The sequence below is a fragment of the Microbacterium sp. A93 genome, from assembly GCF_051842835.1.
Genome location: NZ_JBPXMT010000015.1, coordinates 158,112 through 169,699 on the forward strand (window position 1 = coordinate 158,112; position 11,588 = coordinate 169,699).

The 11,588-nt window shown below is 70.1% G+C and carries 11 protein-coding genes and 2 tRNA genes; 2 read left to right on the forward strand and 11 right to left on the reverse strand.

Features of this window, described 5'->3' with window-relative positions; translation table 11 throughout:
- Position 1: 1 nt before the first annotated feature.
- Entirely contained in the window at positions 2 to 1,189 is a 1,188-nt protein-coding gene (asd, locus tag ACSU1G_RS30245) for an aspartate-semialdehyde dehydrogenase (RefSeq protein ID WP_439284627.1), read from the forward strand.
- Between the two features lie 22 nt (positions 1,190 to 1,211).
- On the opposite strand, the gene ACSU1G_RS30250 is transcribed toward asd, so the two are convergent.
- The 9 genes from ACSU1G_RS30250 to ACSU1G_RS30290 all read right to left on the reverse strand — a co-directional run bounded on the left by ACSU1G_RS30250 (position 1,212) and on the right by ACSU1G_RS30290 (position 7,739).
- Positions 1,212 to 2,210 (reverse strand): NAD(P)/FAD-dependent oxidoreductase, encoded by a 999-nt coding sequence (locus tag ACSU1G_RS30250; RefSeq protein WP_439284629.1) that lies wholly within the window; start codon positions 2,208 to 2,210, stop codon positions 1,212 to 1,214.
- A gap of 62 nt (positions 2,211 to 2,272) precedes the next feature.
- Positions 2,273 to 3,076, reverse strand: coding sequence for an SGNH/GDSL hydrolase family protein (locus tag ACSU1G_RS30255; protein ID WP_439284630.1), 804 nt, complete (start codon positions 3,074 to 3,076; stop codon positions 2,273 to 2,275).
- 69 nt (positions 3,077 to 3,145) lie between these two features.
- Positions 3,146 to 4,243: a UDP-N-acetylmuramate dehydrogenase gene (locus ACSU1G_RS30260; protein WP_439284632.1), complete on the reverse strand. Its 1,098-nt coding sequence runs from the start codon at positions 4,241 to 4,243 to the stop codon at positions 3,146 to 3,148.
- A complete protein-coding gene (locus tag ACSU1G_RS30265) occupies positions 4,240 to 4,665 on the reverse strand; it encodes a MaoC family dehydratase (RefSeq protein WP_439284722.1) in 426 nt (141 codons plus the stop codon). The genes ACSU1G_RS30260 and ACSU1G_RS30265 overlap by 4 nt, the downstream gene beginning before the upstream one ends.
- Positions 4,665 to 5,114 (reverse strand): FAS1-like dehydratase domain-containing protein, encoded by a 450-nt coding sequence (locus tag ACSU1G_RS30270; RefSeq protein ID WP_439284634.1) that lies wholly within the window; start codon positions 5,112 to 5,114, stop codon positions 4,665 to 4,667. The genes ACSU1G_RS30265 and ACSU1G_RS30270 overlap by 1 nt, the downstream gene beginning before the upstream one ends.
- A gap of 70 nt (positions 5,115 to 5,184) precedes the next feature.
- Complete coding sequence (locus ACSU1G_RS30275; RefSeq protein WP_439284636.1) at positions 5,185 to 5,421, reverse strand: hypothetical protein; 237 nt, start codon at positions 5,419 to 5,421, stop codon at positions 5,185 to 5,187.
- Between the two features lie 58 nt (positions 5,422 to 5,479).
- Positions 5,480 to 5,553, reverse strand: a tRNA-Met gene (locus tag ACSU1G_RS30280).
- Positions 5,554 to 5,608: 55 nt separating this feature from the next.
- A tRNA-Thr gene (locus tag ACSU1G_RS30285) sits at positions 5,609 to 5,680 on the reverse strand.
- A 67-nt stretch (positions 5,681 to 5,747) separates the two neighbouring features.
- A complete protein-coding gene (locus ACSU1G_RS30290) occupies positions 5,748 to 7,739 on the reverse strand; it encodes a DEAD/DEAH box helicase (RefSeq protein WP_439284638.1) in 1,992 nt (663 codons plus the stop codon).
- Between the two features lie 381 nt (positions 7,740 to 8,120).
- Between ACSU1G_RS30290 and ACSU1G_RS30295 the strand changes: the two genes are divergently transcribed.
- Positions 8,121 to 8,723, forward strand: a complete 603-nt coding sequence (locus ACSU1G_RS30295) for a hypothetical protein (protein ID WP_439284640.1) — start codon at positions 8,121 to 8,123, stop codon at positions 8,721 to 8,723.
- Positions 8,724 to 8,842: 119 nt separating this feature from the next.
- Here ACSU1G_RS30295 and ACSU1G_RS30300 read toward each other — a convergent pair whose 3' ends face one another.
- Both ACSU1G_RS30300 and ACSU1G_RS30305 read right to left on the reverse strand, forming a co-directional pair.
- The gene (locus ACSU1G_RS30300; RefSeq protein WP_439284642.1) at positions 8,843 to 10,036 is read right to left on the reverse strand and encodes a cystathionine gamma-synthase; all 1,194 of its coding nucleotides are present in this window, start codon (positions 10,034 to 10,036) and stop codon (positions 8,843 to 8,845) included.
- Positions 10,037 to 10,056: 20 nt separating this feature from the next.
- On the reverse strand, positions 10,057 to 11,544 hold the full coding sequence (locus ACSU1G_RS30305) for a cystathionine beta-synthase (RefSeq protein ID WP_439284724.1): 1,488 nt from the start codon (positions 11,542 to 11,544) through the stop codon (positions 10,057 to 10,059).
- Between the last annotated feature and the right edge of the window lie 44 nt (positions 11,545 to 11,588).

Here is an 11,588-nt window from a genome sequence, read left to right on the forward strand (position 1 = left end):
CATGCTTTCCCCTGATTCAACCATCCTGTCCACCCCTGAGGCCGCCGCCACCCCCACCGTGGGACTCATCGGCTGGCGCGGCATGGTCGGTTCCGTGCTCATGCAGCGGATGGCCGAGGAGGGCGATTTCCGCCGCCTGAACCCGGTGTTCTTCTCCACCTCGGCCGCCGGCAAGCCCGCGCCGAAGCTGGCCGGGATGCAGGGTGATGCCGGCACCCTGCAGGACGCCTATGACCTCGAGACGCTGGCGAAGCTGCCCGTCATCCTGACCACCCAGGGCGGGGACTACACGCAGGCCGTCTACCCGAAGCTGCGGGCCGCCGGCTGGGACGGCATCTGGATCGACGCCGCCTCCACGCTGCGCATGGACGACTCCTCGATCATCGTGCTGGACCCGATCAACCGCAACGTCATCGATGCCGGCCTGGCCTCCGGGGTCAAGGACTTCGTGGGCGGCAACTGCACCGTCTCCTGCATGCTCATGGGCCTGGGCGGACTCTTCAAGGCCGGCCTCGTGGAGTGGGGCACCGCCATGACCTACCAGGCGGCCTCCGGCGGCGGCGCCCGCCACATGCGCGAGCTGCTGACCCAGTTCGGCACCCTGCACGGCCTGGTGGCGGACGAGCTCGCCGATCCGGCCTCCGCCATCCTCGAGATCGACCGGAAGGTCTCCGCCGCCCAGCGCGACGGTGCCCTGGACGCCTCCCAGTTCGGCGTCCCGCTGGCCGGCTCCCTCATCCCCTGGATCGACGCCGACCTGGGCAACGGCATGTCCAAGGAGGAGAAGAAGGCCGGGGACGAGACCAACAAGATCCTCGGGCGCGGCGCCGGCTCAGCACACGGCGAGCGGATCCCCTTCGACTCGCTGTGCGTGCGGATCGGTACCCTGCGCTCCCACTCCCAGGCCCTGACCCTGAAGCTCACGAAGGACGTGCCGCTGGACGAGATCGAGCAGATCATCGCCGCGGACAACGAGTGGGCCTCCGTGGTGCCGAACACCAAGGAGGCCTCCATGGCGGGCCTGACCCCGGTGGCCGCCTCCGGCTCCATGACCATCCCCGTGGGCCGGCTGCGCAAGATGGAGATGGGCCCGGAGTACCTCTCCGCGTTCACCGTGGGCGATCAGCTGCTCTGGGGCGCCGCCGAGCCGGTGCGCCGCATGCTGGCCATCGCCACCGGCAACCTCTGAACCCCGGTCAGCTCTTCTAGATCTAGGCCAGCCCCTCCATCACCATCTCCGCGTTGATCAGGGCGGCGGTCATGGTCCCGGCCGCGGCGGCCGCCCCGACCTGGGCGGAGAGGTCCGAGGAGTTGCCGGCGGCCCAGACACCGGTCACGCCGGTGCGGCCCATGTCCTCCGTGGAGATGAACCGGCCCATCGGGTTCTCCTCCAGGCGCAGTCCGAGCGGCTCGAAAACCTCGGTGTTCGCCAGCATCCGCGGGGCCACCACGAGCACCTCGGCGGGCAGCAGCTCACCGCCGGTCAGGCGCACCCCGGCGAGACGGGCCTCGCCGGCCTGGAGCGTCGACTCGACGCCGGCCGCCTCCCCCGCGACCACCTCGATCCCGCGCGCTGCCAGCATCCGCACCTGATCTGCCTCCAGCCCGGGCCCCCGCCCGATCTCCGCCAGGAACGTGACATCCGCGCTGAGCTGGCTGAACAGCAGGGCCTGGTGCACCGAGTTCGGTGAGGTCCCCAGGATCAGGATGGAGCGGTCCCGGACCTCCCAGCCGTGGCAGTAGGGGCAGTGGATGACGCTGCGGCCCCAGTGCTCGGCCAGCCCGGGGACGTCCGGCAGCTCATCCGTGAGTCCCGTGGCGATGAGCAGCCGGCGGGCGGTGAGGACCGTGCCCTCGCCCTCGCCCTCGCCCTCGCCCTCGCCCTGGCCCGCATCACCGCGCACCGTGGCCTCGAAGCGGCCGTCCGCCAGGCGGCGGACCGCCGTGATCTTCCCGTCCAGCACCGCTCCCCCGTAGCCGGTGACCTCGCGGCGACCGGCGGCGAGGAGCTCCGCCGGGCTGATGCCCTCGCGGCCGAGCAGGGCATGGATGCCCTCGGCCGGGGCATTGCGCGGCCGGCCGGAATCCACCACGGTGACGGTCCGGCGAGACCGCGCCAGCGTCACCGCCGCGGCAAGGCCGGCGGCGCCACCGCCGGCCACCAGGACGTCGAGGGGTGGGGTTGTGGAGGGCTCGTGTGTTGAGGTCATGGCGTTCATCCTGCAGCCATGTTGACCAGTGCGCAAACATTCTTGCTGAACAGCAAATCCACCTACAGCTTGCGCCGCCTGCGGTAGGTCTTCTTCATGCCGTCTGCCGGCCGGATGGGCTCGGGCCATTTGGGCCGCAGCTCGTCACCGAGCGTGACGCCCCGGATCCGGCGGCCGAACATGGGCAGCACCCACTGACGCAGCCACTCCACATCCCGGTTGAGGGACTGGACGGGCCCCACCCGCTCGCTGGGCCCGAAGGGCTCGAACTCCAGCTGGTGCCGGACGCACAGGATGTTGAGGATCTGGATGGCCATGTAGCGGTGGCCGGCCCGGTTCATGTGGAGCTTGTCGATGTCCCACATCCGGCGGTCACGGTAGGCGTCCCACATCCAGTAGTCCACCAGGGTCACGGAGTCCGGGTGCCGGCGGGCGGTCTGACGGACGTGGTCGTTGAACACCCAGTTCCGGCGCTTGAACGGTTCCAGCACGGGGTGCAGCGGGACGTCGAACCCCGTGAAGAGCAGCACCTGCGCCCCGGAGGCCACGAGCCGCTCCACCGCCCGGGTGTAGGCCGCCAGGACCACCCCCAGGTCCTGGCGCACCTCCAGCAGGTCGTTGCCGCCCGCATAGAAGCTGATGAGATCCGGTTTCATCTCCAGGGCCGGTCCGATCTGCTCCTCGGCCACCCCCGCGAGGCGTCGGCTGCGGATCGCCAGGTTGGCGTAGCGGCTGTCCGGGTCGGCCTTGGACAGCTGTTTGGCCACCCGGTCCGCCCAGCCGCGCACCCCGTTGGGGTGCCGGGCGTCCCAGTCCCCCACGCCTTCGGTGAAGGAGTCTCCGATGGCCACAAACAATCCGCCCATGGGGGATGACGTTAGGCAGGTGACCGTGCAGGCGGGTGGCCTGCCGGTGACGGCCCCGTGAACGGGTCGTTACAGCCTGCAGCCCACCAGCACCGGCTCGGGGTGCAGCTCCACGCCCCACCGGTCCCTCACGCCGTCCCGCACCGTCCGGGCGATGGCCAGCAGGTCCGCGGTGCGCGCCGTACCGCGGTTGGTCACCGCGAGCGTGTGCTTGGTGGACAACGACGCGCGGGCCCCGGCGACGTCGTGCTCCTCCGGTCCCAGCCCGAAGCCCTTCGAGAACCCGGCGCGGTCGATCAGCCACGCGGCGGAGAGCTTGACCAGGGCGTTCCCGTCCTCGTCCGCCCCCGCACCATAGGCCGGGGCGTCCCCCGGCAGATGGGCGCGCACCGGGGCCGGCACGATCGGGTTGGTGAAGAAGGAGCCCGTGGACCACGTGTCATGATCCTCCGGGTCCAAGACCATGCCCTTGCCGGCGCGCAGGTGCAGCACGTGGTGGCGGATGGTCTCCAACGGGGCCCATTCCCCCTCCTCCACGCCCAGGGCGTGGGCCAGCTGGGAGAACCGCACGGGCGCGGTGCGGCCGGTGTGGTGCAGGCGGAAGTCCGCGGAGAGCACCACCCAGCGCGGCGTGGTGTCATCGGAGGCCAGCAGGCTGCGCTTGATGATGGAGTCCCGGTACCCGAACTGCAGGTCCTGCGCGGTGAGCGTGACCAGATCCCCCGCCACCCGGTCCCAGGCCTGCACGGAGACCAGGGTATGGGAGACATCCGCCCCGTAGGCGCCCACGTTCTGCACCGGGGTGGCCCCGGCCGAGCCCGGGATGCCCGAGAGTGCCTCGAGCCCGGTCAGTCCCTGCGCCACGGTCCAGGCCACGGCCTCGTCCCAGTCCTGCCCGGCGGCCAGGCGCACGAGCGTGGTCCCGCCGGACGCCTCCTGGATGACCTGCGTCCCGGTGAAGGCGAGCTGGACCACGGTACCGGGGAAGCCGGCGTCGGCCATCAGGGTGTTCGAGCCGCCCCCCAGGACCAGCAGGGGGATCCCGGAGGAGTCCAGCGCCCGGATGGCTTCAACGGCCTGCGAGGCCGAGGTGGCCTCGATCCAGTCGGCAGCCGGGCCGCCCACGCGGCTGGTGGTGTGCTCGGCGAGCCTCACGGGTCCGCTCACCGGCGCACGACCGCCTGCGCCTTGGTCAGGATCTTCGCATTCCCGTTCCGCGGGTCGGTGACGGTGAGGTCGATCCGGACGGTGCCGGCGCCGGGACCGGACTCTGCTGCGGGCCAGACCTTGCCGATCTTGCCGGACACCTCGAGGGTGGCGCCCTCGGCCTCGTCCACCGGGACCATGGCGGAGAAGCGGGTCTGGTAGTCGAGGATCGCCCCGGGGTCCCCACACCAGTCCGTGACGAGCTGGACGGCGGCGCCCATGGTCAGCATGCCGTGCGCGATCACCCCGGGCAGCTGCACGGAGCGGGCCGTGGACTCGGACCAGTGGATCGGGTTGAAGTCGCCCGAGGCCCCCGCGTAGCGCACGAGGTCCGCGCGGCTCAGGGTGAGGGTGGTGGAGCCGATGGAATCGCCCTTCTGCATCATGCTGCCTCTCCGCGGACCAGCAGGGTGGACCGCACCGTGCTGACGGCCTCACCGCCGGCGGTGGTGATCTCGGTGGCGGTGGTGACCATGGTGTGGCCGCCCAGGGACTTCACGGATTCCACGGAGGTGGTGCCGATCAGCTCGTCCCCGGCCACGGCTGGCCGGTGGTGGGTGAAGCGCTCGTCCGCGTGGACCACCCGGGAGAAGTCGATGCCGGCCTCCGGATCGTTCACGACGGCGGCCTCGGCCCGCTGCGCCAGGGTCACCAGGAAGGTGGGCGGCGCCACCAGATCGGCGTAGCCGAGCCGCTGGGCGGCGGCCAGGTCCGTGTGGGCGGGGTGGGTGGCCTGCACCGCCGCGGCGAACTCACGGATCTTCTCCCGGCCGACGAGATAGGGCTCGGTGGGCGGATAGCTGCGCCCCTGCAGGTCCGGGTTCACGCCCACGGCGGTCCTCCTGAGGTGTGTTGATGACGGCGGTCTGATCGCCCTCCAGACTACCGGCTGCCGGAGGCTGTCAGCCGCGGGAAGAACCGCCCCGGTTCCGCAGCCGGGAGTCCCGTGCGCGCAGGACCTGCGCCGCGAGGTGGGTCACGAGCCCGAGGCCGATGAGCCCGATGGCCGTCCACTGGAGCGGCAGGAGGGACACCGCGCCGCCGACCACCGCCAGGACGATGCCGAGCAGGATCAGTCCCGTGCCGGTCAGCAGGGTGATGCGATACGGCCTCGAGCCGTTGTCCCAGGGATTGAACACCGCTCTACCGTAGCAACGAAAAAGGACCCGGCCCCGCGAGGGTCCAGGTCCAGTTCCGTAGCGGCGGGGGGACTCGATCCCCCGACCTCACGATTATGAGTCGTGCGCTCTAACCAGCTGAGCTACGCCGCCATGAAATGAGTGTGCCCGTGCCGCGACATCTCGCAACGCACGGGCTCTCATTCAGAGCCCCGACCGGGAATCGATCCCGGGACCTCCATCTTACCAAGATGGCGCTCTACCACTGAGCTATCGGGGCAACGACGTGAAACTCTACCAGCGATATTCACACAAATGAAATCGAGGTGTTTCCACGTCAGAACCGGTCAGTAACGGTCGCGTGAGGGCTTGTCGAAGGACTTCTTGCCGCCGCCCTTGTAACCGCCGGAAGCGCCCTTCGCACCACCCTTGTAGCCGCCGGAACCGCCCTTGAACCCACCACCGGACTTGCCCTGGTAGCCGCCTCCGCCGGACCGGAAGGGCTTGCTGTCCCGCTCGGCGCTGGTCGGACGTCCGGTGTCCTTCTGGATCTCGATCGGCCGGCCGTTGATGGTGGTGTTGCCCAGGGCGCTCCACTGCTGGCCGGACAGATCCGCCGGCAGCTCCACGAGGGAGTGGTTGGAGCGGATGTCGATGTGACCGATCTGGTTCGAGCGCAGTCCGGCCTCATTGGCCAGGGCGCCCACGATGTTGCCCGGCTGCACCCGGTCCTGGCGCCCCAGGGAGATACGGTAGGTGGCGTTGCCCTCGGCGGGGCCGCGCTGCGGTCCGCGGGAACCGCGGCCGTCCCGCTCGGAGCGGTCGTCCCGGCCGCCACGGTCCATCCGGGCCGGAGGCATGTCCTGCTCCTCGGTCAGCAGCGGACGGCCGCCCTGGGCCATCTTGGCCAGGGCCGCGGCCACGTCCTCGGCGTCGACATCGTTCTCCGCCACGTAGGAGTCGATGAGCTCGCGGAAGATCCCCAGATCGCCCTGGGACAGGGTCTCGGTGATCTGGGAGCTGAAACGGCCCATGCGGGTCTTGTTGACGTCCGCCACGGACGGCATGGACATCTGCTCAACGGTCTGGCGGGTGGCCTTCTCGATGGCGCGCAGCAGGTACTTCTCCCGCGGGGTCATGAACAGCACGGCGTTGCCCGAACGCCCCGCGCGGCCGGTACGGCCGATGCGGTGGACGTAGCCCTCCGTGTCATGCGGGATGTCGTAGTTGAACACGTGGCTGATGCGCTCCACGTCCAGGCCGCGGGCGGCCACGTCCGTGGCGACCAGGATGTCCACCCGGCCGGCGCGCAGGTTCTCCACGGTCTTCTCCCGCTGGTTCTGCGCGATGTCGCCGGAGATGGCGGCGGCGCGGAAACCCCGGGCGTTGAGCTTGGTGGTGAGCTCCTCGGTGGCGTTACGGGTCCGCACGAAGGCGATCACGCCGTCATGCTCCTCGGTCTCGAGGATGCGGGTGATCGCCTCGAGCTTCCACTGGTGGCTGACCTGCATGAAGCGCTGGCGGATGTTGCCGGCGGTGGTGTTCTTCGCGGCCACGCTGACCTCAACGGGGTTGTTGAGGTACTTGCCGGCGATCCGCTGGATGGCGCGCGGCATGGTGGCCGAGAACAGTGCGGTCTGCTTGCCCTCCGGGGTGGCGGAGAGGATCTGGTCGACCTCCTCGGCGAAGCCCATGCGCAGCATCTCGTCGGCCTCGTCCAGGACCATGTACTGCAGGTCGGACAGGTTCAGCGACCCCTTGGACAGGTGGTCGATGACGCGGCCGGGGGTGCCCACCACGACCTGGGCGCCACGGCGCAGTCCGGAGAGCTGCGGGCCGTAGGGGGCGCCGCCGTACACGGGAAGCACGGTCACGCCCTTGATGTGCTTGGCGTAGGAGGTGAAGGCCTCGGCCACCTGCAGGGCCAGTTCGCGGGTCGGGGCCAGGACCAGGATCTGCGGGGACGACGCCGGCCCGGAGACGTCCGCGGTCTCGGCCAGTCGGGACAGGGCCGGGATGGCGAAGGCGGCGGTCTTGCCGGTGCCGGTCTGGGCGAGGCCCACCACGTCGCGGCCGTTGAGCAGCAGCGGGATGGTCTCGGCCTGGATCGGGGACGGGGTCTCGTAGCCGAGGTCGGAGACGGCGGCGAGGACGCGGCCGTCGATGCCGAGATCGGCGAAAGCAGGACCGGCCGGCGTCTCGGCCGGCGTCTCGTCAGGGGCTTCTACGGGTGCATCCACAGCGGTTTCTGCAGGGGCATCCACAGCGGCTTCCACAGGAGCCTCTACGGGGTCCTGGACAGCGGTCTGGGTGGTGTCATTCTGGGCGTGGTCAGTCACGGTGATTCCTCACGGGGTCGGTGATTGCAGCCGGTTGGGTGCCGCAACGCATCGGATTATTGCTCTCCGGTGCTCCCCGTGGCGTGGTCCAACATCACGCCCGTTCCATTTCTCCTGGCGGTCCCCACCCTGCCGGTTCCGGTAGCGATCCGACCGCACGGGCGGCACAGATCAACAGCGGAGGAACGGAAGGGGGTTGAAGGACCGGCCGCCCGCACTGTCGACACTCTGCCGAAAGCGGGCCACACAACTTGATGCCTCGCTGTATCAGCTACGGCGGGGCATGCACAGGGGATTTGACCGGAATGGTGCAATCAGTCTATCGCATCACGGTAGTCGCAGGGTGCCGTATCAGCCGATCCGGGCCGTTAGGCTCGTCACGTGCCCCAGGACCAACCACCGGATCAGCCACCGGATCAACGACCGGATCAACCACACCACCGCTTCGCCCGTGCGGCGGGCAAGGCCACGCGTGCCTTCCTGGACACCTCGAAGGATGACGCCGAGCGGACCCGGGTGGAGCGTGAGCGGCGGGCGGAACGTCAGGCCACCGAGGAGCGGGCCGCCGAGGCCCGCCAGGCCGCCACCCCGACCGCCCTCAAGGTCGCCCGCTGGTGGTGGGCCGCGGCGACCGCACTCTTCGCCCTGGTGACCGTGGCCTTCCTGCTGGCCGGTCTCAACGCCCCGGCTCCAGGGGGCGCCGGGCCAGCCAGCGGATTTGATGTCGCCGCCCCGGAGTCCACCCCCACAGGGCAGTACGTCCTCGCGGGACTGGCCGGCGTCCTGGCGGTGGCCGCCGGCACCGGCACGGTGCAGCTGCTGCGGTCACGGCGCAGTGCGGCCGGCCTGCTGACGGGGGTCGCCGTGATCGTCGGTATCCCTCTGATCGTCCGAGGCCACCCGCTGCTGATCGTCCTGGCCGTGGTGCTGCTGGCCGGTGCCGCCCTGCTCTGGGTTCCCGCCGTCCGTAAGTTCCTGCGCTGACGATTCGCCCCCACCCTGCAACCGAGTAGCCGCGCAGCTGAGTAGCACGAATTGGCCCCAGGAACGCCTGATCGGGACCAATTCGTGCTACTCAGTGTGCGAGGTTCAGGTGGTGTGGGTCAGAGGCTGCTGATGGCGCGGTCCAGGTCGTCGATCAGGTCGGCCACGTCCTCAATCCCCACTGATAGGCGCACCAGGTTGTCCGGCACGGCCAGCTCGGTGCCGGCCACGGAGGCGTGGGTCATCTCGGCCGGGTAGTTCATCAGGGACTCGATGCCGCCCAGGGACTCGGCCAGCTGGAACAGGCGGGTGGTCTCGGCGACCTGCTTGGCAGCGGCCGCTCCCCCAGTGAACTGGACGGAGACCATGCCGCCGAAGCCACGCATCTGCTTCGCCGCCAGCTCGTGCCCCGGGTGGTCCGCCAGGCCCGGGTAGAGCACGCGCTCCACGCCGGGCACCGACAGCAGGTACTGGGCGATCGTGCCGGCGTTGGCGTTGTGGCGGTCCATGCGCACCCCGAGCGTCTTGAGTCCCCGGGTGGTCAGGTACGCGTCCAGGGGCCCGTTGACGGCGCCGGCCGCGAACTGCTGGAACTTGACCTTCTCGGCGATCTCCGCATCGTTGACCACCACGGCTCCGCCGATCACGTCGGAGTGCCCGCCGATGTACTTGGTGGTGGAGTGGACCACGACGTCGGCGCCGAGTTCCAGTGGCAGCTGCAGGTAGGGCGTGGCGAAGGTGTTGTCCACCACCAGCAGCGCCCCGACGGCGTGCGCCACCTCGGCGAGCGCGGCGATGTCCGAGATCTTCATCATCGGGTTGGACGGGGTCTCCAGCCACAGGATGCGGTCTGTGGCTCCGGCGCTGGCGGTTGCGGCCAGGGCCTGCTCCACGGCAGAGAGGTCCCCCATGTCCACCACGGTGTGTCCGACGCCCCAGGGGCCGAGGATCTTGTCCACGAGGCGGTAGGTGCCGCCGTAGACGTCGTTGCCCATCACGATGTGCGCGCCGGGGCCGGCGATCGCGTGGATCAGGGCGTTCTCCGCGGCCAGCCCGGAGCCGAAGGTGAACGCCTGTGCCTTCCCGTCCACCCCGCCCTCGAGCGCGGCGAGCTGGACCTGGAGGGAGTCGCGGGTGGGGTTGGTGCCGCGGCCGTAGTCATAGCCGTGACGCAGCTCGCCCACCTTCACGGGGGCGTAGGTGGTGGACAGGTGCACGGGCGGGACCACCGCGCCGTAGACCTCCTCGTGGGCCTGGCCGGCGTGGATGGCGCGGGTGTTGAAACCCTCATAGGTGTACTGGTACTCGCTCATGCTGATTCCTCTCGGGTCATTCAGCGGGCCACGCGGGCCAGCAGGTCGTGCAGGGTGACGATGCCGGTGACCACACCCTGGTGGGTGGCCATCACGGCGGGGGCGGAGCGCAGGGCTTCACGGGCGGAGGACAGCGGGGCGTTGACGTTGACCTTCGGCAGCGGGGCGCCGACGTGGTCGGACACCGTATCCGTGGGCCGGGCCCGTCCGGAGGCCAGCAGGTCGGTCAGGGTGATCACGTCCACCGCGCCGAGGATCTCGCCGACCCGCAGGTCGTCCCGCGGGGCGCCGACCACGGGCAGTGCGTCCACCCCGTAGCGGTTCATGGTGGAGATCGCCTCGGCCAGGGTGGCGTCCTTCGGCGCCGTGACCACGGCCGGCAGCGCACCCGGCAGCCAGGTGGACTTCTCCGCCAGGATCTCGCCGACGGGCACATCCCAGGCGGGCACAGCGTCCGGTGAGGGAGCCGCGGAAGCCGCCGGGCCGGCGTCGGGCCCGGTGTTGGCGGCCTTCTCCGGCGGCAGCACCGAGTCCTGCCGGGTGGTGGTGAAGCCCATCTCGTCCATCCAGGCCTCGTTGAAGATCTTGCCCAGGTAGCCGCGGCCGGAGTCCGGCAGGATGATGACCATCACGTCGTCCTCGCCCAGCTCCCGGGCGGCCTGCAGGCCCGCGACGACGGCCATGCCGGAGGATCCGCCCACGAGCAGGCCCTCCTCGGCCGCGAGGCGACGGGTCATCTCGAAGGAGGCGGCGTCGTCCACGGCGATGACCTCGTCCGGGACGGTCTTGTCATAGTTGCCGGGCCACATGTCCTCGCCCACGCCCTCCACGGAGTAGGGGCGTCCGGTCCCACCGGAGTAGATGGAGCCGTCCGGGTCCGCGGCGATCACCTTCACGGGGCCGGCGGGGCGGTCCTTCGAGACATCGTGCAGGTAGCGGCCGGTACCGGTGATGGTTCCGCCGGTGCCGGCACCGATCACCACGTGGGTCAGCCGGCCGGCGGTGTCCCGCCAGATCTCCGGGCCGGTGGTCTCGTAGTGGCATTCCGGGGCGGAGGGGTTGAAGAACTGGTTGGGCTGGTAGGCGCCGGCGATGTCCCGCTCCAGGCGGTTGGCCACGCCGTAGTAGGAGTCCTCCGACTCCGGGGGCACGGAGGACGTCGTGACGACCACCTCGGCACCGTAGGCCGTCAGCACGTCCCGCTTCTCCTGGCCCACCTTGTCCGGGGTGACGAACACGGAGCGGTAGCCCTTGAGCTGGGCGACCATCGCCAGCCCGACCCCGGTGTTGCCGGAGGTCGGCTCCACCACGGTGCCACCGGGGGCCAGCTTGCCCTCGGCCTCCGCGTTCTCGATCATCTTCAGGGCGATGCGGTCCTTCACCGAACCACCCGGGTTCAGGTATTCGGGCTTGACGAGGACGGTGGCCTTGATGCCCTCCGTGACCCGGTTCAACTTCACCAGCGGGGTGTTGCCGATGAGGCCGAGGACGTTGTCGGCATAGGTCATGCCCTGATGATCTGTCATGGTCCCCACGGTACCGCCGGGCCGCG

Excerpts from the sequence above, each read along its gene's own strand:
- asd (WP_439284627.1), top strand. The coding sequence starts at position 2 with ATGCTTTCCCCTGATTCAACCATCCTGTCCACCCCTGAGGCCGCCGCC.
- ACSU1G_RS30305 (WP_439284724.1), bottom strand. The coding sequence starts at position 11,544 with ATGACCTATGCCGACAACGTCCTCGGCCTCATCGGCAACACCCCGCTG.
- ACSU1G_RS30250 (WP_439284629.1), bottom strand. The coding sequence starts at position 2,210 with ATGACCTCAACACACGAGCCCTCCACAACCCCACCCCTCGACGTCCTG.
- ACSU1G_RS30265 (WP_439284722.1), bottom strand. The coding sequence starts at position 4,665 with ATGCAGAAGGGCGATTCCATCGGCTCCACCACCCTCACCCTGAGCCGC.
- ACSU1G_RS30255 (WP_439284630.1), bottom strand. The coding sequence starts at position 3,076 with ATGGGCGGATTGTTTGTGGCCATCGGAGACTCCTTCACCGAAGGCGTG.
- ACSU1G_RS30300 (WP_439284642.1), bottom strand. The coding sequence starts at position 10,036 with ATGAGCGAGTACCAGTACACCTATGAGGGTTTCAACACCCGCGCCATC.